This is a genomic window from Microbulbifer zhoushanensis, assembly GCF_021729055.1.
GTDB classification, from domain to species: Bacteria; Pseudomonadota; Gammaproteobacteria; order Pseudomonadales; family Cellvibrionaceae; genus Microbulbifer; species Microbulbifer zhoushanensis.
In genome coordinates this window covers 380,942-401,008 of the sequence record NZ_JAJSAO010000005.1, presented here as the reverse complement: position 1 = coordinate 401,008, position 20,067 = coordinate 380,942, and the positions used below count along the sequence as shown (strand labels likewise).

19 protein-coding genes are annotated in these 20,067 nt (G+C 63.4%); 9 read left to right on the top strand and 10 right to left on the bottom strand.

Annotated elements, in window-relative coordinates; genetic code table 11:
• Positions 1–311: 311 nt before the first annotated feature.
• Positions 312–1,673, bottom strand: a complete 1,362-nt coding sequence (gene xseA / locus LVD10_RS12600; protein ID WP_237063855.1) for an exodeoxyribonuclease VII large subunit — start codon at positions 1,671–1,673, stop codon at positions 312–314.
• 159 nt (positions 1,674–1,832) lie between these two features.
• Between xseA and guaB the strand changes: the two genes are divergently transcribed.
• Both guaB and guaA read left to right on the top strand, forming a co-directional pair.
• On the top strand, positions 1,833–3,320 hold the full coding sequence (guaB, locus tag LVD10_RS12595) for an IMP dehydrogenase (protein ID WP_232941526.1): 1,488 nt from the start codon (positions 1,833–1,835) through the stop codon (positions 3,318–3,320).
• Positions 3,321–3,428: 108 nt separating this feature from the next.
• Entirely contained in the window at positions 3,429–5,006 is a 1,578-nt protein-coding gene (gene guaA, locus LVD10_RS12590; RefSeq protein ID WP_232941527.1) for a glutamine-hydrolyzing GMP synthase, read from the top strand.
• 161 nt (positions 5,007–5,167) lie between these two features.
• Here guaA and LVD10_RS12585 read toward each other — a convergent pair whose 3' ends face one another.
• The gene (locus LVD10_RS12585; RefSeq protein WP_232941528.1) at positions 5,168–5,551 is read right to left on the bottom strand and encodes a hypothetical protein; all 384 of its coding nucleotides are present in this window, start codon (positions 5,549–5,551) and stop codon (positions 5,168–5,170) included.
• A gap of 430 nt (positions 5,552–5,981) precedes the next feature.
• Here LVD10_RS12585 and LVD10_RS12580 point away from each other — a divergent pair, with 430 nt between their 5' ends.
• From LVD10_RS12580 to LVD10_RS12565, 4 genes are read left to right on the top strand one after another with little or no spacing between them, the layout of a single operon-like run.
• Entirely contained in the window at positions 5,982–6,800 is an 819-nt protein-coding gene (locus tag LVD10_RS12580) for a hypothetical protein (RefSeq protein ID WP_237063854.1), read from the top strand.
• 17 nt (positions 6,801–6,817) lie between these two features.
• Complete coding sequence (locus LVD10_RS12575; RefSeq protein WP_237063853.1) at positions 6,818–7,846, top strand: substrate-binding domain-containing protein; 1,029 nt, start codon at positions 6,818–6,820, stop codon at positions 7,844–7,846.
• Positions 7,843–9,405, top strand: coding sequence for an ABC transporter permease (locus LVD10_RS12570; RefSeq protein WP_237063851.1), 1,563 nt, complete (start codon positions 7,843–7,845; stop codon positions 9,403–9,405). The genes LVD10_RS12575 and LVD10_RS12570 overlap by 4 nt, the downstream gene beginning before the upstream one ends.
• Positions 9,405–10,418 (top strand): ABC transporter ATP-binding protein, encoded by a 1,014-nt coding sequence (locus LVD10_RS12565; RefSeq protein ID WP_237063849.1) that lies wholly within the window; start codon positions 9,405–9,407, stop codon positions 10,416–10,418. The genes LVD10_RS12570 and LVD10_RS12565 overlap by 1 nt, the downstream gene beginning before the upstream one ends.
• Positions 10,419–10,911: 493 nt before the next feature.
• On the opposite strand, the gene LVD10_RS12560 is transcribed toward LVD10_RS12565, so the two are convergent.
• From LVD10_RS12560 to LVD10_RS12525, 8 genes are all read right to left on the bottom strand, one after another.
• Positions 10,912–11,943 (bottom strand): OmpA family protein, encoded by a 1,032-nt coding sequence (locus LVD10_RS12560; RefSeq protein ID WP_232941533.1) that lies wholly within the window; start codon positions 11,941–11,943, stop codon positions 10,912–10,914.
• Positions 11,944–12,228: 285 nt separating this feature from the next.
• On the bottom strand, positions 12,229–13,002 hold the full coding sequence (locus LVD10_RS12555; RefSeq protein WP_232941534.1) for a TrmH family RNA methyltransferase: 774 nt from the start codon (positions 13,000–13,002) through the stop codon (positions 12,229–12,231).
• A complete protein-coding gene (locus tag LVD10_RS12550) occupies positions 12,999–13,883 on the bottom strand; it encodes a Rossmann-like and DUF2520 domain-containing protein (RefSeq protein WP_232941535.1) in 885 nt (294 codons plus the stop codon). The genes LVD10_RS12555 and LVD10_RS12550 overlap by 4 nt, the downstream gene beginning before the upstream one ends.
• Complete coding sequence (locus LVD10_RS12545) at positions 13,883–14,641, bottom strand: pyridoxine 5'-phosphate synthase (protein WP_237063847.1); 759 nt, start codon at positions 14,639–14,641, stop codon at positions 13,883–13,885. Before LVD10_RS12545 ends, LVD10_RS12550 begins: the two co-directional genes overlap by 1 nt.
• Positions 14,642–14,644: 3 nt before the next feature.
• Positions 14,645–15,235 carry a peptidylprolyl isomerase gene (locus LVD10_RS12540; RefSeq protein WP_232941537.1) on the bottom strand — a complete coding sequence of 197 codons (591 nt, stop codon included), beginning with the start codon at positions 15,233–15,235 and terminating at the stop codon, positions 14,645–14,647.
• Between the two features lie 57 nt (positions 15,236–15,292).
• Positions 15,293–15,979 carry a TIGR04211 family SH3 domain-containing protein gene (locus LVD10_RS12535; RefSeq protein WP_232941538.1) on the bottom strand — a complete coding sequence of 229 codons (687 nt, stop codon included), beginning with the start codon at positions 15,977–15,979 and terminating at the stop codon, positions 15,293–15,295.
• 62 nt (positions 15,980–16,041) lie between these two features.
• On the bottom strand, positions 16,042–16,341 hold the full coding sequence (locus LVD10_RS12530; RefSeq protein WP_232941539.1) for a YciI family protein: 300 nt from the start codon (positions 16,339–16,341) through the stop codon (positions 16,042–16,044).
• A gap of 43 nt (positions 16,342–16,384) precedes the next feature.
• Complete coding sequence (locus LVD10_RS12525) at positions 16,385–17,131, bottom strand: VC0807 family protein (RefSeq protein WP_232941540.1); 747 nt, start codon at positions 17,129–17,131, stop codon at positions 16,385–16,387.
• A 271-nt stretch (positions 17,132–17,402) separates the two neighbouring features.
• On the opposite strand from LVD10_RS12525, the gene LVD10_RS12520 reads away from it, so the two are divergent.
• The 3 genes from LVD10_RS12520 (at position 17,403) to LVD10_RS12510 (ending at position 20,023) form a co-directional block, all read left to right on the top strand.
• Positions 17,403–18,296, top strand: coding sequence for a PHP domain-containing protein (locus LVD10_RS12520; protein WP_237063846.1), 894 nt, complete (start codon positions 17,403–17,405; stop codon positions 18,294–18,296).
• Positions 18,297–18,328: 32 nt separating this feature from the next.
• Positions 18,329–18,952, top strand: coding sequence for an L-threonylcarbamoyladenylate synthase (locus LVD10_RS12515; RefSeq protein WP_232941542.1), 624 nt, complete (start codon positions 18,329–18,331; stop codon positions 18,950–18,952).
• Between the two features lie 135 nt (positions 18,953–19,087).
• Complete coding sequence (locus tag LVD10_RS12510) at positions 19,088–20,023, top strand: segregation and condensation protein A (RefSeq protein WP_237063930.1); 936 nt, start codon at positions 19,088–19,090, stop codon at positions 20,021–20,023.
• Positions 20,024–20,067 lie beyond the last annotated feature (44 nt).

The following is a 20,067-nucleotide window of genomic DNA, read 5'->3' as shown; positions in this document are numbered from 1 at the left end:
GATAGACTTCACTGGCCCAAGTTTAGGGTCGTAGCCAGCACGAGACATTTTCCACTCGCTCCCTGCGATCGCGGGGCCGTTGCGTTGTCTGCTGCAGCCCGTTGCAGGCGCCCGGAAACGGCACCATCAACAGGCACTGGGCCACGGGGCCCAATGTGCCAATCGAGCCACGGCTGGGGGGTATCCATTGGCATGGTTCTGCTCCGGCAGCTTGCACTGGCGGAAATGGTAGGGTCGGCCTGGTCTCCTTCACCGCGACCGGCGGGCGCCCGGGCTCGGGCGCATGGGGGGAAATTGGGGAAGCCGGAGAGTCAGAGGATTTCGTCGACAGTGGCGGTGAACTCGCCCTCCGCCAGGCGCGTGTGTACACGCTGGCCCGGCGACAGGGTGCGGGTGCTCTTCTGCACCTGGCCCTGCTCGTCGCGCACAATGGCGTAGCCGCGTTGCAGCACGGCCAGCGGGCTGACGTTGTGCAGCAGCTGGCCGCTGTGCGCCAGTCGCTCCCCGCGCTTTTGCAGCAGGGCCTGCATGGCCTTGCGCAGTCGCTCCGCCGCCGTGTCGGTGAGCTGGCGGCGATGCTCCAGCGCACGCTCAGGGTGATAGTGTGCGAACGCCCGTGAGGCCAGCTGCAACTCACGGTGCCGGTTGTGCAGGTGCTGGCGCACTGCGCCCTGCAGGCGCAGTTCCAGGTGATCCAGTCGCTGGGCGCGATTCTGCAGTTGTTCGCGCGGGTGGCGGATGCGATTGCGGGTGGCCTCCACGCGCTGTTGCAGGTGGCGCAGCTGTATCTGCGTGGCTCGCAGCAGGCGCTGGCGGAGCGCGACCAATCCCTGCCACATCTCCACTGCATTGGCACTGGCGATCTCCGCCGCCGCAGAAGGGGTTGGGGCGCGCAGGTCGGCAACCAGGTCGGAGACGGTGGTGTCGGTCTCGTGGCCGACGGCGGAGATGACCGGGATCGGGCAGGCGGCGATGGCGCGGGCAACGATCTCCTCATTGAATGGCCACAGGTCCTCGATGGAGCCGCCGCCGCGTCCCACGATCAGCAGGTCGTGCCTGCCCGAGTGACCGGCCCGGGCAATAGCATCGGCAATCTGGCCGGCGGCCTCGCGGCCCTGCACCTGGACCGGCCACAAGCCGATCTCCGCCGCCGGGTGGCGCCGGCCGAGCACGTGGATCATGTCGCGCACGGCGGCACCGGTAGGGGAAGTGACAATGCCGATACGCCCGGGCAGGAGGGGCAGGGGTTTCTTGCGCTCCGGGGCAAACAGGCCCTCGGCCTGCAGGCGTGCCTTCAGTTCCTCCAGCTGGCGCATCAGGGCACCCAGTCCGGCCTCCTCCATATGCTCAACGACCAGCTGGTACTCGCCGCGGCCCTCGTAGAGGCCGACCCGCACCCGCAGCAGGACCTCGCGCCCGTTTTCCGGCCGGAAGCGCACCGCCCGGTTGCGACCGCGGAACATGGCGCAGCGCACCTGGGCGCGGGCATCCTTGAGGGTGAAGTACCAGTGCCCGGAGCTCGGGGCGGCAAAATTGGAGATCTCACCACTGACCCACAGCAGCGGTATGCTGCTCTCCAGCAGGTGTTTTACCTCCCGGTTGAGGTCGCTGACTGTCAGGACACTGCGGTTGGGGCGGTTGCCGGATGGGGTGGGGGGGTTGCCTGTGAGCATGAAAATCTCGCCAAAGTCCTCGGGGCGGGCCAATATTGCAGTAAGCTGGTGACAGGTAAAGGTATTTGCCAAAAAAAGCAAATTGTCTTTTGACGTGAGCGATCTTGCCGCTATAATCGCGCCGATACCCAATCCCGCTATCTCGAGGTTTGAGTGTCCATGTCTGATTCTGGTCTGCGCATCGCGCGCGAAGCTCTCACTTTTGACGACGTCCTACTTGTGCCCGGCTATTCCGAGGTCACTGCCAAGGACGTTTCTCTTAAGACCAAACTGTCCCGCAATATCTCCCTGAACATCCCGCTGGTCTCCGCGGCGATGGATACGGTCACGGAATCGCGCCTGGCGATTGCCCTGGCCCAGGAAGGGGGCATTGGTATCATCCATAAAAGTATGTCCATCGAGGACCAGGCGCTGGCAGTGCGCGCGGTCAAGAAGTTCGAGGCCGGCGTGGTCAAGGACCCGATCACTATCGAGTCCAGTGCCACCGTGCGCGAGCTGATCGCGCTGACCACCCACCACAACATCTCCGGCGTGCCGGTGATGGAGAAGGGCAACCTGGTGGGCATTGTCACCAGTCGGGACGTGCGTTTCCAGACTGACCTGGATGCCACTGTCGCCAGCATCATGACCCCCAGCGAGCGCCTGGTGACCGTTCCCGAAGGCGCTGCCCCGGGCAAGGTGCAGGAGCTGCTGCACAAGCACCGCATCGAGAAGGTGCTGGTGGTCAACAACGATTTCGAGCTGCGCGGCCTGATTACCGTCAAGGATTTCAACAAGGCCGAGCAGTATCCCAACTCCTGTAAGGATGCCGATGGCCGCCTGCGTGTCGGTGCCTCAGTGGGTACCAGCCCGGATACCGACGACCGTGTCGCCGCGCTGGTGGAGGCCGGGGTGGACGTGCTGGTGGTGGATACCGCCCACGGGCATTCCCGCAACGTGATCGATCGCGTGCGCCGCATCAAGGAGATGCACCCGCAGGTGGATGTCATCGGCGGCAATATCGCCTCGGCCGAGGCCGCCAGGGCACTGGCGGAGGCCGGTGCCGATGCGGTCAAGGTGGGCATCGGCCCCGGTTCCATCTGTACTACCCGCATTGTTACCGGTATCGGCGTGCCGCAGATTACCGCCATCGCCGAGGTTGCCAAGGCGCTCGAGGGCACCGAGGTGCCGCTGATTGCCGACGGCGGTATCCGCTTCTCCGGTGATATCTCCAAGGCCATCGTTGCCGGTGCCCACTCGGTGATGATGGGCTCCATGCTGGCCGGTACCGAGGAGGCGCCCGGTGAGGTGGAACTGTTCCAGGGGCGCACCTACAAGTCCTACCGCGGCATGGGCTCCATGGGTGCCATGTCCCGCACCCAGGGTTCCTCTGACCGCTACTTCCAGGATGCCAGCAAGGGCGCCGAGAAACTGGTGCCGGAGGGTATCGAGGGCCGGGTTCCCTACAAGGGGCCGCTGTCCGTAATCGTGCACCAGATGATGGGCGGACTGCGCTCTGCCATGGGCTATACCGGCAGTGTGGATATAGAGACCATGCGCACCCGTCCCGAATTCGTGCGGGTGACCGCGGCGGGCATGGGCGAGTCCCATGTACACGACGTGCAGATCACCAAAGAAGCGCCCAACTATCCCGTCGGTGGTCGTTAATAGCGCTTTGAATTGACCAACTATCATGTTTGATGGCGAGCGGACCCTTGGGAACAAGTGGTCCGTTCGCAGTTTCTGGGCCACCGCCCCGCAACAATCGAGTAAGCCATGTCCCAAGATATCCACGCCAGCCGAATCCTGATTCTCGACTTCGGTTCCCAGTACACCCAGCTGATCGCCCGCCGTGTGCGCGAGCTGGGCGTCTTCTCGGAAATCCGCGCCTTCGATATGACCGAGGAAGAGATCCGCGACTACAACCCGCAGGGCATCATCCTCGCCGGCGGCCCGGAATCCGTGCCGGAGGCCGGCTCGCCCCGCGCGCCGCAAGTGGTGTTCGAGCTGGGCGTGCCGGTACTGGGTATCTGTTACGGCATGCAGACCATGGCCCACCAGCTGGGCGGTGCCGTGCAGGGCAGCGATATCCGCGAATTCGGTTATGCGCAGGTGAAAGTGGAGGGCAGCTCCGCCCTGCTCGACGGCATCAAGGATCACCTCGACGGCGACGGCCACGCACTGCTGGACGTGTGGATGAGCCATGGCGACAAGGTGGTGGAGATGCCCGAGGGGTTCGAGCTGATGGCTTCCACCGGTTCCTGCCCGATTGCCGGCATGTACCACCCGGAGAAGAACTTCTTTGGTGTCCAGTTCCACCCGGAAGTGACCCATACCCTGCAGGGCATGCGGATCTATGAGCACTTCGTGATGGAGCTGTGTGGCTGCGAAAAGCTCTGGACTCCGGCCAATATCATCGAGGACTCGATTGAGAAGGTGCGTGCCCAGGTAGGCAAGGGCAAGGTGCTGCTGGGCCTCTCCGGTGGTGTCGACAGCTCGGTGGTGGCGGCACTGCTGCACAAGGCGATCGGTGACCAGCTTACCTGTGTGTTCGTGGACAACGGCCTGCTGCGCAAGCAGGAGGGCGACCAGGTAATGGAAATGTTCGCCGACAATATGGGCGTCAAAGTGATCCGCGCCGACGCCGAGGATATGTTCCTGTCGCGCCTGGCGGGCGAGGACGATCCCGAGGTGAAGCGCAAGATAATCGGCAACACCTTTATCGAAGTGTTCGACCAGGAGGCGGCCAGGCTGAAGGACGTGAATTTCCTGGCCCAGGGCACCATCTACCCGGACGTGATTGAATCCGCCGCCGCCAAGACCGGCAAGGCACACGTGATCAAGTCACACCACAATGTGGGCGGCCTGCCGGAAGAAATGAAAATGGAGCTGGTGGAGCCCCTGCGCGAGCTGTTCAAGGATGAAGTGCGCAAGATCGGCCTGGAGCTGGGCCTGCCGTACGATATGGTCTATCGCCACCCCTTCCCGGGACCGGGCCTGGGAGTGCGTATCCTCGGTGAAGTCAAAAAGGAATACGCGGAGATCCTGCGTGAAGCTGACGCCATCTTTATCGAGGAGCTGCGCAACGCGGACTGGTACCACAAGACCAGCCAGGCCTTTGTCGTGTTCCTGCCGGTCAAGTCGGTGGGAGTGGTGGGCGATGGTCGCCGCTACGAATATGTGGTGGCACTGCGCGCCGTCGAGACCATCGATTTCATGACTGCGCGCTGGGCGCACCTGCCTTACGAGCTGATCGAGAAGGTGTCCAACCGCATCATCAACGAGATCGAACATATCTCGCGGGTGGTGTACGACGTGTCCAGCAAGCCGCCCGCGACCATCGAGTGGGAATAACCCGGTCAGCCTGGACGGGGCCGGCGATCTTTCGCCGGCCTCATTATCCTCTGGTCGCGGGTGACCGCTGCCATTCTGGCCCAGCTTGCCGTCAGGTGAGGGCGGGCAGGCCGCTCGGTCTCGTTCCTGCTCCCCTCCCTTCTTCTGTAGAGCCGCGGATCCTACTGGTTGGCTGCTTTAAAGCTTTTCACTGCCTGGTTGAACTGGTTGCCGACATTGTGCATGGCGTCCACGGTGGCATTGTGCTCCTGAACCCGCGCTTCGCTCTCGGCTTGTAGCTGCCGGGCTGCCTCGCTGTCCGGTTCGACCCCGGATTCTTTCGCTGTGGCCAGCGCCGCCTTGTTTTCCTGCTCCAGGCATTTCAGGTACGCATCGCCCTCCTGCAGGTACTGCTTGACCGCCTTCTGGCCCTGCAGCATGGATTCCTGGCTGGCTGTGCTGCCATCGGGGATTTCCGGCAACTGGGGTTTATCGCAATCGGCGAATGCGCTGCCGGCGATGAACAAGGCGGTTGCCGCGATGAGAGATTGCTGGAATAGGCGCATGAAAAAAGCTCCTGTTGCAGTGTGTTGGTTCACGGGGCAGGTTCTGGGCGGCGCCGTGCCCGTCCCGGCGGAAGGCTGTCGCCTCCGGGCTGCGGGCAGGCCCCTCAAGATCTGACCGCCGTTCTTATCGGAGACCCAATGAGAGCATCGCAGGGGGGGCGGGTGCAAACCGGATCGGTCCGGGTGGGCACTGAGTCCCGGGATCCCCCTCCTGGCCAGCCTGCATCTGACGGGAGCGACAGGCGGCGGAATGAAACCTTACCGCAATGTGGGCGGCATACCGGAAGTGGTGCCACCTGAGCCTCTGGAGTCGCTGGGCAAGCTGCCACATGGCCGGCGCGCGTTGTGTAATGGTGCTTTATCTCTTCTTTGATAATGAGTATCATTTCCTGAGAGTCGCAGAGTGGAAAACTGGAAATTGGGAGTTTCTATGCAGCCTTTATCTGGAGTGCGGAAGTATCGTGGACTGGGCCTGGCACTGGCCTTTTTGACCATGCTGGCCACCAGCCAGGCATCCGCCAACGGTGAGATCGGGGCGCACGTCAACAACCTGAAAGAACACCTGGACCAGTACACCGAAGAAGTGAGCTGGCTGGTGGGCAAGTTCGGGGGCGTCGTCGATACCTATGAGAAGCAGGGGAAGGAGGCCGCGCACTCGGACTCGATGATCGAGTACTGGGAGGAAGTGGATTTCCACGCGGCTATTGAAACCCACTATGTGCCTGTTTATGCCAAAATCTGGCAGGGAATTTTCGGCGTCAAACAGGCGATTGATAATGGCGCATCGATAGCCAAAGTGCGCGAGGAGCAGGCGAAGCTGGACCGGGCGCTGTGGCAGGCGCTGGGTGCTGTGAAGCTGGCGGCCCAGTACCAGCAGAAAGGCTTGCTGGCAAAAGTACAGACCACCGCAGCTGAGCCAACCACCGCGCCGGAAACGTTGGAAGACATCAAGCATCGCCTGGACCGTGTGGTGGCCAAGTACGCCGAGCAGCTCCCGGAGGCCGCAACCACAATCGTCCACGATACCTACCTGCAGCGTTTCGAGGGTGTTGAGGGAGCCCTGATCGAACAGGATGCCGACCTGGTCGAGGACCTGGAAAAAGACTTCAACGTGACCCTGCCCAAGGCACTGGAAGCGCAGGCCTCTGTCGATGACGTGCGCAAGGTAGTTGAAGCCATGCAGGCCAAGCTGGACCGGGCCAAGGCCCTGCTGGTAAAAGCCGAAAACAATCGCAAGGATGTCTTCTGAGGCAGTAAGGACACCAAGTGCAGCGCAGAACCTTTTTACAGAGCCTGGCCGCGGCCGGCGCGCTCGGTACCTTGCCCCTGGCGGCCAGTGCCGAGGCGAATGGTGGAGTCTCCGTGGACCAGCTGCCGCCGCTGGAAGGGGATATTACCCTCTACCTGGGCCGCGGTGAGGGGGGGCTCTACGAGAACGTCCTCGATGCCATCCGCAAGCGTAACCCCGGGCTGGACCTGAAGGTGCGACGGGGCTCCACCGCGGCCCTGGCCAACTCGATCGTGGCGGAGGCCAAAGCCGGGGTGCGCCGGGCCGATATTTTCTGGGCGGTGGATTCCGGTGCGATCGGCCTGGTGACGGAGGCTGGCCTGGCGCGGACACTGCCAGCGGACCTGACCGGGCAACTGAAAGCCGGGTTCCAGTATCCGCAGTGGGCGCCGGTCACCGGTCGTATTCGTACCCTCCCGTATAACACCAAGCGACTCAGCCCCGGGCAGATTCCCGACAGTATCATGGCGCTGGCAGACAGCGACCTTTCCATTGGCTGGGCGCCCGCCTATGCCTCTTTCCAGTCGTTCGTGACCGCCATGCGCCTGCTGGAAGGGGAAAGGGCCACCGCCGACTGGTTGCGCGCTGTCAGCAAGCACGCAAAGGGTTACGCCGGAGAGCTGGGCGTGGTCATGGCGGTCGAGCGGGGCGAGGTGGACCTGGGGTTCGCCAACCACTATTACACCCTGCGACTGAAATCCGGCAAGCCCGATGCCAATGTCGACCTGGCGTTTACCCGCAATGATGCCGGCTGCCTGGTCAATGCCTCCGGGATCATGGCGTTGAGCGAAGGGGACCTGCCGATCAATTTCATCCGCTACCTGCTGACCCGGGAAGTACAGTCTTACCTGGCGTCGGAGGCCTACGAGGTTCCCCTGGTCGATGGCGTGGCGCCGCCGCGGGGGCTGCCGTCCCTGGATACGATTTCGCCACCGAAAATTGACCTGACCCAGCTGGCCGATATGCGCCCGACGCTCGACCTGATGCGTAGTGTCGGGGTGCTATGACCCGCTGGCTCCCTGTCCGCTGGCTCCCTGTCCGCTGGCCAACCGTGCGCTGGCCGGTGTCCTACCCACTGGCGCTGGTGATAGCGCTGCTGGCGCTCGCGCCGGTGGGTGTCCTGTTCGGGCTGGCGTCTGACAGTGCGCAGCTGTTTGATGCCCACAACCTGAGGGTCCTGAGCAATACGCTGCTGTTGATGGTGTTTACGGTGCTCGGGTCGATAGTGATCGGTGTGCCACTGGCCCTTGTCACTGCCTATATGCATCTGCGCTGGCGGCGGCTGTGGCTGATCCTGCTGGCAGCGCCACTGGCCATTCCCAGTTATATCGGTGCCTTTACCCTCTACGCCGCCTTTGGTCCCGGGGGGGAAATCGACAGGTTGCTGGGGCTGCCGATGCCGGCCGTGGACGGACTGGCGGGCGCTACCCTGGTGATGACCCTTTATTCCTACCCTTTCGTGATGCTCACCACCCGGGCTTCCCTGTTGAGCCTGGACGCCAGCCTGGTAAACGCTGCCCGCACCCTGGGCATGTCGCTCGGCGCCAGTCTCTGGAGGGTGGTGCTGCCGCGGGCGATTACCGGCATTGCTGCCGGCGCACTGCTGGTGGCCCTGTATACCCTGTCGGACTTTGGTACGCCGGCGATCATGCGCCTGGATACCTTTACCCGGGTTATTTTTGTCGAGTACAACGCTTTCGGCCTGAGCCAGGCGGCAATGCTGTCGCTGCAGCTACTGGTTATTGTTGGCCTGGTGCTGTTCCTGGAATCCCGCATCCGCGGAAGTGCGGAAAAGCCGGGCCGGCACCTGCTGTTATGGCCCGGTCCGGGAATGAAGCTGGGGATTGTGCTGGCGGCTGCACCGGTGACTCTGCTGGCCATTGTCCTGCCGCTCGCGGTTTTCGGGAGCTGGCTGGTGCGCGAGGGGACGGGTGGCTTTGAATTCAGTTACGCCTGGAACTCTGCCCGCGCGTCCTTCCTGGCTGCACTGGTTGCAGTGATACTGGCAGTACCGGTCGCCCATGCAGCCATTGCCGGAAAGGCAGGGCGCTTGATGGAGCGCGTTACCTATTTTGGTTTCGGGGTGCCGGGTATTGTGATGGGGACGGCACTGGTTTACGTGGGCCTGCGATTGCCCTTCCTCTACCAGACCCTGGGCCTGCTGGTGCTTGCCTATGTGCTGCGCTTCCTGCCGCTGGCAGTCGGCTCGGTCCGTTCCACCGCCGAGGGGCTGGACCCGAGCCTGGTGCAGGCGGCGCGGCTGCTTGGTGCCAGTCCGCGGGAAGCCTTCCAGCGCATCACCCTGCCGCTGACGGTACGCGGCATGGTGGCCGGCGCGGCCCTGGTTTTCCTCGAGGCGATGCGCGAGCTCCCGGCAACACTGATGCTGGGTCCCACCGGGTTTGAAACCCTGGCCACCTATTTGTGGCGGGTGTACGAGGCGGGGTACTTTGGCCGGGCAGCCATTCCCGGCCTGCTGCTGGTGCTGATTTCGGCACTGGGGCTGGCCCTGATGTTGTCCGGCGAGCGCCGGACAGAATTCGCAACTGAGACTCATCAAGGATAATGCTGAAGGTTAGCAATCTGTCCGTGAATTACGGCTCCACCCGTGTGGTGGATAACCTGGACCTGGCGCTGGCGGACGACGAAGTCCTGATGCTGGTGGGCCCCACCGGCTGTGGCAAAACCACTATCCTGCAGGCCCTGGCGGGCCTGGTGCCTATTTCCGGGGGGGAAATCCAGTTGGGGCACTGGCGCTCGACCCCTTCGAAAGCGGTGCCGCCGGAGAAGCGCAATGTGGGAATGGTGTTCCAGGACTTCGCGCTGTTTCCCCACCTCACGGTCGAGCAAAATGTGTGTTTCCGTCTCAGGGACACGGCGAAGGCGGACCACTGGCTGCAGCTGCTGGGGCTTGACGATTTTCGCCACGCGCGGCCGAACAGGTTATCCGGTGGCCAGAAGCAGCGTGTTGCCCTGGCCCGCAGCCTCGCTCACGAGCCCGCTTTTATCCTGCTGGATGAGCCGCTGTCCAACCTGGATGCCGCCCTCAAGGACAGCCTGCGCTGGGAGATCCGCGAGGCGTTGAAGGCGGCCGGTGTGCCGGCCATCTGGGTGACCCATGACCAGGAGGAGGCCCTGTCGGTGGGCGATCGTGTGGGGATCCTGAAAGATGGCAGGCTGGAGCAGCTGGATACCCCGGAAAAGTGTTATGCCGAGCCGGCCAGCCGCTTTGTGGCGCGCTTCCTCGGCGAGGCGAGCTTCCTGCCTGGGCGCCTGCAGGGCGAGCAGGTGGCGACCGTGCTTGGTCCCGCGCCAGGTGTCCCGATCAATGGTGCCAGTGGCGATGTGGACCTGCTGTTGCGGCCGGATGACCTGTCGCTTACCCCCATGGAGACGGGTAACGGTGTGATCGACTGGGTGCGCTATGAGGGCTCATCCCGGCTTTACGCGGTGAATATCGACGGCGGCGCGCAGCTCAAGGTGCGTGTCAATCACGAGGTCCGGGCCCAGCCCGGGGAACCTGTGCATATGGCCATTACCACCACGCATCCCCTGGCGGTGTTCCCTCGGCAGCAGTAAGTGTGCACGGAGCCGGCAGGCCCCCGTGGGCCACGACATCCTCCAGGTGGGCTTCCTGCTGTCACGCCGGTTTTGCACATGCCCCGGGGCCTGAATCCCTGGCGCCCAGCTGACAGTTGGGTTTGACGTGCCATTCCCGACTGCCAGAAATGATTTCCACAGCGAAATCAAGTCCTCCCTGGCACTTCAGTTAGATAGTTTTTTTGTCAAGACCGATTTACAGCACCTTGTAACTTATTGATTTATATGGCTTTCTGCCTTTGATTAAATTTTCTTCACAAATGCGTTACAACGGTTTCATGGGGGCTGGCGGGATTTTCCCGGGTGCTATACACAGAGATATCCACAGATTCTGTGGACTGCGTAGACCCCGGGACAGGATTTGTCCAGTAGGCGCTGGTACCTGGTCGTGAAGGGCGACTATTGCCGACAGGAATGTTGATAAAAGCGGTAGCCGCCGCGCCGGACCCGCACGGCGCGGCGTGGACGGGGATCAGCGGAAGCGCATCTCCACGCGGCGATTCTGCGCGCGACCGGCTTCCGTGTCATTCGGCGCCACCGGCTGCTGCTCGCCGTAACCGTTGGCCGAAATACGGCCGGCATCAATGCCGTTACTGATCAGGAACGCTCGTACTGCATTGGCGCGCTTCTGGGACAGTCGCAGGTTGTAGTTGTCATTGCCCAGGCTGTCGGTGTGCCCGGCAATTTCCACCGCAGATCCGGGCTGGCTGCGCAGCGCCCGGACCGCTGACTGCAGGTCATTGCGTGCAGCCGGGGTGAGCCGGTCGGAATTGAATTCGAAACGCACGTCCTCAAGGGTGATGGTCTGGTTGGCGATCACGCAGCCATCACTATCCACCTGCGCGCCGGGCAGGGTATCGGGGCAGCGATCATCGCGGTCGAGCACACCATCGCCATCCGAGTCTGCCATGTTGACCTCAACCGGGCCGCGTTCGGGGGGCGGCGGGGCCATGGCGATGGTGGGCGGTGGCGGGCAGCGCAGCGGTATGCTGATGCCAAATCCCAGTTGCCAGTCGTCCCGGCCGTTCTTGAAAAAGTCGTGGACGTAGCGCACTTCTGCCCGCAAGCGGATACCGCGGCGGGATATTTCCCCGGTGGTGATGCCGGCAGCCAGGTTCGCAAAGCCGTCTGTATCATCGTCGACGTCGGGAATCACATCGTTGCGCGCAACGCCGACACCGGCGAGCAGGTAGGGGGTGTAGGCCTGCCGGTCACCGAAGTGGTACGACACATCAAAACCCACGCCGTAGTTGTAAAAGTCGGTGAACTCGTTGTCGGTCTCAAAAATGGCGCCGAAAACCTGTACCTCGTTGTACCAGGGCCCCTCGTAGCCCCAGCCATAGGCGGCACGGAGTCCCAGTGCGTCGGGATCTGTATTGCGCTCGCTGTCGACTCGGGAGAAATAAGGCAGCAGGTCCAGGTAGCCGTCGTCGGGGCCAGCGGCGCCCGCGGGCAGGCTGGCGGCGATGGCCAGGGACAATAGCAGGGGGCGTGAAATCTGCATCGGTGACTTCCTTGTTGGAATTATTGGCGTCGTTTCGCGGTGTGCATATTTTCGGCAATATTTTCCCTGCCGCACCGCGCCTCTGAGTTATTTAGTCCAGACGCGTCAGTTATCCAAGAAATTGGCGCAGGACTGATCGTTTTGAATGAGAAAAGCGCTGCGGGGGGCCGTGGGGAGGCTTTGGGATAGGAAGTGGGCCTGGGAGAGGATCGTGACAATAAATCGCCGGCCCCCCCCCCATGCCGACGGTTGCGGAATGGCGGGACCGGTCCGGGCCTGGTACGACTAGTGCAGCTGGCGGCGGAAACTGATCAGGGCCGCGGTGACAGCCACGTTGAGGCTCTCGACATCATTGTGCATTGGAATCCGGATGCTGTCGGTGCACTGCTTCGCCACCTGGTCGCTGACGCCATGGGTCTCGTTGCCCAGTACAAAAATATTCGCCTGCCCATCGCCGATGCCGGCGAGGGTCTCGCTGGCGTGGGAGGAGAGCCCATAAATTCGTGCACCCTGATCGCGGAAGCTTGCCAGGGTGGGAGCCAGTTCATCACAGCGTAACAGGCGTGTCTTGAACAGGGTGCCGGTGCTGGCCTTGATAACCAGGGGATCGACCTGCGCGCAGCCCTTGCGTGGCAGGATAATGCCGTCGATCCCCCCCGCGCAGGCAGAGCGGATGATCATGCCCAGGTTCTGCGGGTTGGTAATGCCGTCGAGGGCAAGCAGTTCATAGCGATCTCCCGGTCCCCGCTGCAGGAATTCCGTGGCGCTGCCGTACAGTGGCGGAGCCAGGTCGAGTGCCACGCCCTGGTCCTGGCGGGCGTTCCGGGAAATGCGCGACAGGGCCTTGCGATCGTGGTGAGCCACCTCGATCTTGCGTTCAGTGGCGAGCTGCTCGATGCGGGCCATTACCGGGTCGCGCCGGTTGCTCACGGCCAGGTGCAGCTTATGAACCGGCAGGGAGAAATCTTCCAGTGCTTCCAGCACGGGCTTGCGGCCGTAAATCGTCAGCAGGCTGTCGTAGAAGGCGCGTTTGCGCAGGTATTCCGGCGAGTCGTTCAAGGGCCTTGCTCACTCAGCAGTTGTTCCAGTTGGTTGGCGGTATCGCGATCGAGTTCGCGGCGCCGGGCAAGTTCCACACAGGCGCGCCCGAGCTGCCGATAGCATTGTTGCAGCACCGGATCTGTGGCTGGCAGCGCATCCAGGTGGGATTGCACCGTGTCGATATCGCCGCGGGCGATGGGGCCCGTGAGGGCGGCTTCCGGGCCCAGCCGCAGGTTATTGGCCAGGGTCTGCGTAGCGATCGGCCCCAGCATCTCGAGTGCCCGCTGCCGGTCGATTCCGGCCTGCTCATAGGCCCGCAGGCTCAGGTCGAGCAGGGCGGTGAGATAGTTGCACCCCAGCACCGAGGCGGCGTGGTACAGGGACTTGTCAGCGCCGGCCAGTGACAGTGGCTGGCAGTCCAGCGCGATGAATGCCTCGCGCAGCAGCGCCAGGGCTGACTCGTCGCCCTCCAGGGCGACCGTACTCCCGCCCAGCGTCTGCAGTGACCGGGCCGGGTCGGCAAAACTGTGGACAGGGTGGGCACTGGCAAGTGCTGCCGGGCGGCAGGGGGTAAGGGTTGTGGCATCCAGGGCGCCACTGCAATGAAATACCACAGTGTTGCGAGCCCGCCCGGATGCACCCAGTTCCCGGGCCACAGCGGCGATCTGGCTGTCACCGGTCGCCACCAGCCAACAGTCTGCCGCCGGCATGGCCTCGATGGTACTGAACGCCTCGGGTATTTCTCCCGCAGCGCCGGCACCGATAAAAAACGCCGCAGCTTCGCTGCTGGACGGGCTGCGATTGCAGACGGCGCGCACCCGGAAAAAACCCTGCTGCTGCCACAGGCGGCCCAGGGTGCGGCCCAGGTTGCCGGCGCCGACGATATTCAGCGTTTGCATCAGTTGCCGGCGAGACAGTTCAGGTAAGCGTTCACCGCATTGCCCAGGCCCATGGCGATGGCGTCCACCGTCAGCGCATGGCCGATGGAGACTTCCTGCAGGCCGGGCAGGTTGCGGTAACGCGGCAGGTTGATCAGGTTCAGGTCGTGCCCGGCGTTGACCCCCTGCCCCTGCTGCAGGGCGTGCTCGGCGGCAGCGCAGTGGGCGGCGAAAATGCTGTCGAGTTCCGGGCTCTGGCTGGCCACAGCCTCTGCGTACGGGCCGGTGTAGAGCTCGATACGATCCGCGCCCACTTCACGGGCCAGGCCGATCTGCTCCGGATCCGGGTCCATAAACAGGCTGACGCGGATGTTGGCGGCCTTCAGCTGGGCAATGATCGGTTCCAGCCGCTCGCCATCGCGGCGCAGGTCAAAACCGTGGTCGGAGGTCAGCTGGTCGTTGCTGTCGGGGACCAGGGTGCACTGGTCCGGGCGGGTCTCCAGCACCAGCGGCAGCAGGCCCGGGTAGTCCGCAAGGGGCTCGGCAAAGGGATTGCCCTCGACATTGAATTCAACACCCTCCAGCGGCCGGCAGAGCTCGGCCAGGTCGCGCACATCGCCGGGGCGGATATGGCGCTGGTCCGGGCGCGGGTGCACGGTCAGGCCCTGGGCGCCGGCATCCAGGCACACACGGCCGTGGGCGACCACATCCGGGTAGTTGCCCTCGCGGGAGTTGCGGATCAGGGCGATCTTGTTGAGGTTTACACTGAGGTCGATCACCGGTTACTCCTGGTTCTTGCTGGCGACGGTGCTGTCCTTGACGCGCTGCGCCTCGAGAATGCGCACAGGTGTATTGGGCGCGTCGGGGAAGGCGCGATAGAGGCCGCGGGGTTCCTCGCCGATCCTGTCGACCACTTCCATCCCGCTGACGACCTTGCCGAAAACCGTATAGCCGGGTTTGTCTTCGCTGCCGTCGAGTCGGGTGTTGTCCCCGTAGTTGATAAAAAACTGCGAGGTCGCACTGTCGGGATCGTCAGTGCGTGCCATGGAGAGGGTGCCGCGGATGTTCTGCAGCCCGTTGTCAGACTCGTTCACCACCGGATCACGGGTCTCTTTTTCCTGGAAGTCGAAGGTATGCCCGCCTGTCTGGGCCATGAAACCGGGAATTACACGGTGGAAAATCACGCCGTCATAGAAGCCGCTGTCCACGTACTGGAGAAAGTTCTCCACGGTGGCGGGGGCCTTGTCGGCATAGAGTTCGACCCGGACGGTGCCCAGGTCGGTCTTGATGTCTACCTGTGGCCGGTCATCCTCGGCAAATGCCGTGGTGGCGAGCAGGGCGGCGAGCAGGGCGGAGGCAATTGTCTTTATCATTGGAACCAACTCCTTGGCTATAGGCGGGTGCCCGGGGGCTACCCGCCGGGGGTCAGGTCAGTTCGCCCACTCGGAACGGCGCCGGCGGGGGCGCAGGTGCGGGGCGATCATCGCCAGAATAGCACCCAGGCCGACCGACATGGCGCCATACATATACCATTTATGGCTTTCACTGCCCGACAGGCGCTGGATCTCGGCTTCCGCCATGGCCTGTTCCTGTTTCAGCAGCTCATGCTGGTTGAGCAGCTTCTGGTGGCGCTGGTTCAGGGCGACGGCATCGGCGGAAAGCTTCTTCAGGTCCTTGAGCTCTTTTGCCAGCTGTGCCGACCGGGCTTCCTGTTTCTCCAGGGCGGTCTCCAGCTCCTGGTTCTCACCTTCCAGGCGACGCACCTCGCCACCCAGGTTGCCTTCCATCTTCTCAAACCGCTCCAGGTTGGCCTGGGCACGCTGCAGCTTGATGGAGGCTACCGGATCGGTCACCAGGTACTGGCGACGCACCCAGCCCTCTTCGCCGCCGGGAGTGCGCACCCGGGCCCAGCCGGCATCCGGCGCGTCTTCCAGCAGCGTCAGCTTGGTGCCGCTGGGCAGGCCGCTGTTGAGGATGCGGAATTCATTGCCCTTGCCGGAACGCAGGGGCACGTGCAGCTGGTCAGTGATATAGCGGGTACCGCCACTCTGGGCGGAAGCGGGCAGGGTAGTGGCGAGCAGGGCCACGGCGAGCAGGCTGGTCAAGGATTTCATCATTTTGATACAGCTGTTTTTATCGTTGCGTGAATGGAAACGGTTGAATCGGTCAGTTGGTTTGCTCAGGGCAGCACAAGCTTGTATGGCTTGACCGCTACGGAGGCGTATACCCCGGCGGTGACAAAAGGGTCGGCTTCAGCCCAGGCGCGGGCGTCCTCCAGCGAGGGAAATTCTGCGACCACCAGGCTGCCGGTAAAGCCGGCTTCGCCCGGGTCCTCGCTGTCCACCGCCGGGCAGGGGCCGGCGATCAGCAGGCGGCCCTCGTCTTTAAGGCGATTGAGTCGCGCCAGGTGCTCGGGACGCGCACTCTTGCGCTTTTCCAGGCTGTTCTCCACATCTTCGCTAATGATTGCGTACCACATGAATGTGCTCTTCTGTCCGGTGAAAATTATTGGAATTTATGCTTCATTGCTGGGCAACAATGTCTTCCAGCTTCAGGCCGGTCAGCTTGCCGATCCGGCGAAACAGGAAAAACAGCGCCAGCATCAGGATTACAGTGGCCGGCAGGGCGATCACCGGAAAGCTCAGGGCCGTCATCTTGCCCAGCTCGGCATTGAACGCCTCGGTTCCCGGCGGGCTCTGCAACAGCACCTTGGCCAGGATGTAATTGAGTGTCGATGACACGAAGAATGAGCCGGCGATCATCCAGGACGCCTGCTGCAATGTCTTCTCGAATGCAGCCTCATTGCCGTTATCGGCAAGCGCCGCGGCCACCCGGGAGGTGTCGAGGATGCGCTCGTTGTACAGCAGCGTCCTGACCAGGGGCCAGGGAGTATACAGTGAGGCGACAGTGGCGATGCCCAGCAGCCCGGGGATGGCCGCCTCCTTGATGGCAATGTACTTGGCGTCGAGCTCCAGCAGGCTGATACCGCCAGTCAGTACGATACTGATGACGCCGAGCGCCGAGAAAAAGTTGACCTTGCCCGAGCGCATCAGGTCCCGTGCGCCGTAGGCAAGCGGGAATGCCAGGGCCACCACGATTGCCCATTTGGTGCCCAGCCAGTCATCCCCGGACAGCTTGGTCAGGATCAAGGTGGGGATGACTATATTCAGCAGCAGGTTGGCGAGCAGGCTTTCGCGCTGGGGCTGCTGTTGCGCCCCGGCGCTGCGCTCGCGGGTAGCGGCTGAACTGGTCGGATTGGTTTCGGTCATGCTCGGTTCCGGTGATAATGCCACGACAGTCGGGTGCAGGTCCTGCGCACGAAAAGGCCTGTCGACCGGCCGTACCGCCTCGCGGCGATACAATGAATGATGCACGGGTCCCTCCTGCGGGACCACCAAGTCGCTTTGCCAGCCCCGGCTGGAGGGGGCTGTGACTGGGCGCGACTGAATTAAATATGACAACAGGATCGGCCAGAGGTTCCGCTGCGGGCGACCCTGCGCCGGCGCAATCGAGCCGGGGTGAGTTCCCCGGGAGGTCCCAATGGTAACAACATATGACGATCCTGCCGCCCGGGCGCTGTCGGGTCGCGTGGACCTGCACTGCCACAGCACGGCGTCGGACGGTATTTTAAGTCCTGAGGCGCTGGTGTCGAGGGCGAAATCCCACGGAGTGTCCCTCCTGGCGCTCACCGACCACGACACGCTGGCCGGGCTGGCCGCCGCTCGCGCCGCGGGGGCTGCAGAGGGGGTGTCGATATTGCCCGGCATCGAGCTGACTGCCAGCTGGGGACGCCGCCAGGTACATATTGTCGGCCTCAATGTCGACCCGGCGTCCGCGGCGCTGGCAAGCGCCATCCGGGAGCGGGAGCGGCTGCGCCGTGAGCGCGCCGCCCGTATTGCAGCCTGCCTCGAGAAGCGCGGTTTCAGTGGGGCCCTCGAGGGGGCCCGGGAAGTGGCCGCTGAAGGCGTTCTGGGGCGCCCACATTTCGCCCGCTGGCTGGTGAATGCAGGCCATGTGGATAGTGAGCAGCAGGCGTTCAAGCGTTACCTGGGAGCCGGCAAGGCCGGTGACGTGATGGTCGAGTGGCCTTCACTGGAAGAGACTGTGGGGTCGATCCGTGCCAGCGGAGGTACTGCAGTGCTGGCACACCCGCTCAAGTACGGGCTCACCCGCACGCGCCTGGCGCTGTTGCTGGAGGCCTTCCAGGCCTGTGGTGGCGAGGCCGCGGAGTTGCTGTGCGGGCGACAGAACCCGGTGCAGACCGCTGACCTGCGGCGCCTGATGGAGCGCCATGCCCCGCAGTTGCGCTGCTCCCTCGGCAGTGACTTCCACCGTCCCGACCAGCCCTGGCGGGAGCTGGGCTGTGTTCACTTGCCGGCGGACGTCGAGCCAGTGTGGAATCTATGGCAAACTAGCGCGGGAGAGCGGGCCTGAGGCCCGTTGCAGCATTGTCAAAGGGGGGAGTAGTGGCGCAGTTTTTCCAGATCCATCCGGAGAATCCACAGGGGCGGCTGGTCAGCCAGGCCGCCGATATTGTCGCGGCCGGGGGCGTGATTGTGTTCCCGACCGACTCGGCGTATGCCATTGGTTGCCGGTTGGGGGAGAAGCTGGCAGTGGAACGTATCCGCGCGTTGCGGCAACTGGATAAACGGCATAACTTCACCCTGATGTGCCGGGACCTGTCGGAACTGGCCAGTTACGCCAAGGTGGACAACCAGATGTTCCGGCTGCTGAAAAACCACACGCCCGGCCCGTACACTTTTATCATGCCGGCCACCGCCGAGGTTCCCCGCCGGTTGATGCACCCGAAGCGCAAGACTATCGGTATGCGGGTTCCGGAAAATGCCATCGTGCAGGCCCTGCTGGAGCGCCTGGGCGAGCCGCTGATGAGCTGTAGCCTGATCATGCCCGGTGATACCCAGCCCCTGACGGACCCATACGATATCCGCGACACCCTCGAGCACCAGGTGGAGCTGGTGATCGACGGTGGCTTCTGCGGACTGGAGGCTACCACGGTGGTGGACCTGACCGGGGATGAGCCGGAACTGGTGCGGCAGGGCTGTGGCCCGGTAGACGAGATTTTCGGTTAACGGAGCCGGTGCAGGCCGCCTTAGCAATGTATAATCCCGCGTTTGCGTTTTTGAAGGGTGGGCAGTGTGTCCAGTGAAGAGTTACTAGCCGAGGCCGAGGAGCAGGTGCTGGCCGAGATTGCCGGGGCTGAAACCGTGGTTGAGGACGGCACCGACGATGACGGCAGTGCCGACGGAGAGACCGGTGCCCATGGCGAAACCCACCCGCGCCAGGACGAAATGCCCTTTGCTATGGTGCAGGGCCAGGCTTTTACCGACCTGCCATCCGACCTGTACATTCCCCCGGATGCCCTGGAAGTGATCCTCGAGGCCTTCGAGGGGCCGCTGGACCTGCTGCTGTACCTGATCCGTCGCCAGAACCTGGATATCCTCGAGATCAATGTCGCCGATATCACGCGGCAGTACATGGCGTATGTGGATATGATGACCGCCATACGCTTTGAGCTGGCGGCGGAATACCTGGTGATGGCGGCCATGCTGGCCGAGATCAAGTCGCGCATGCTGCTGCCGCGGCCACCGGCGGCCGAGGAAGAGGAGGGGGAGGATCCCCGCGCAGCCCTGATCCGGCGGCTGCAGGAGTACGAGCGCTTCAAGACCGCTGCAGAGGATATCGACGAAATGCCCCGCATGGGCCGCGATATCCACCAGGCTGCCGCGCAGGCACCGGACCGCAATATCACCCGTCCGGACCCGGATGTGGACCTCAAGGAGGTGATGGTGGCGCTGGCCGAGGTGCTGCGGCGGGCGGACATGTTCGAGAGCCACCAGGTGGAGCGGGAGAAACTGTCCACCCGCGAGCGGATGACCCAGGTGCTGGACCGGATCCGCCACGGCCAGTTTGTGCCTTTTGTCAGCCTGTTTACCGTGGAGGAGGGGCGCCTCGGCGTGGTGGTGACTTTCCTGGCGGTTATGGAGCTGATGAAAGAATCACTGGTCGAGCTGGTGCAGAATGAGTCCTTTGGCCCCATTCATGTCCGCGCGGCCGGCCAGGAGCCGGACCAGGTGACCGAGCCCGCGGACGAGGCACCGGAGATGGCCGGCGAAGAGGCCTTTGCCGGAGCGCTGGACTGAAGAGCCCCGGCCGCTAACCAGCGCGCACAGTAACGCTGACAATA

Coding starts and splice junctions, on each gene's coding strand:
- LVD10_RS12560 (WP_232941533.1), bottom strand. CDS start 11,943: ATGCAGATTTCACGCCCCCTGCTATTGTCCCTGGCCATCGCCGCCAGC.
- guaA (WP_232941527.1), top strand. CDS start 3,429: ATGTCCCAAGATATCCACGCCAGCCGAATCCTGATTCTCGACTTCGGT.
- LVD10_RS12540 (WP_232941537.1), bottom strand. CDS start 15,235: ATGATAAAGACAATTGCCTCCGCCCTGCTCGCCGCCCTGCTCGCCACC.
- LVD10_RS12525 (WP_232941540.1), bottom strand. CDS start 17,131: ATGACCGAAACCAATCCGACCAGTTCAGCCGCTACCCGCGAGCGCAGC.
- LVD10_RS12585 (WP_232941528.1), bottom strand. CDS start 5,551: ATGCGCCTATTCCAGCAATCTCTCATCGCGGCAACCGCCTTGTTCATC.
- xseA (WP_237063855.1), bottom strand. CDS start 1,673: ATGCTCACAGGCAACCCCCCCACCCCATCCGGCAACCGCCCCAACCGC.
- LVD10_RS12570 (WP_237063851.1), top strand. CDS start 7,843: ATGACCCGCTGGCTCCCTGTCCGCTGGCTCCCTGTCCGCTGGCCAACC.
- LVD10_RS12580 (WP_237063854.1), top strand. CDS start 5,982: ATGCAGCCTTTATCTGGAGTGCGGAAGTATCGTGGACTGGGCCTGGCA.
- LVD10_RS12520 (WP_237063846.1), top strand. CDS start 17,403: ATGGTAACAACATATGACGATCCTGCCGCCCGGGCGCTGTCGGGTCGC.
- LVD10_RS12535 (WP_232941538.1), bottom strand. CDS start 15,979: ATGATGAAATCCTTGACCAGCCTGCTCGCCGTGGCCCTGCTCGCCACT.
- LVD10_RS12550 (WP_232941535.1), bottom strand. CDS start 13,883: ATGCAAACGCTGAATATCGTCGGCGCCGGCAACCTGGGCCGCACCCTG.
- LVD10_RS12530 (WP_232941539.1), bottom strand. CDS start 16,341: ATGTGGTACGCAATCATTAGCGAAGATGTGGAGAACAGCCTGGAAAAG.
- guaB (WP_232941526.1), top strand. CDS start 1,833: ATGTCTGATTCTGGTCTGCGCATCGCGCGCGAAGCTCTCACTTTTGAC.
- LVD10_RS12565 (WP_237063849.1), top strand. CDS start 9,405: ATGCTGAAGGTTAGCAATCTGTCCGTGAATTACGGCTCCACCCGTGTG.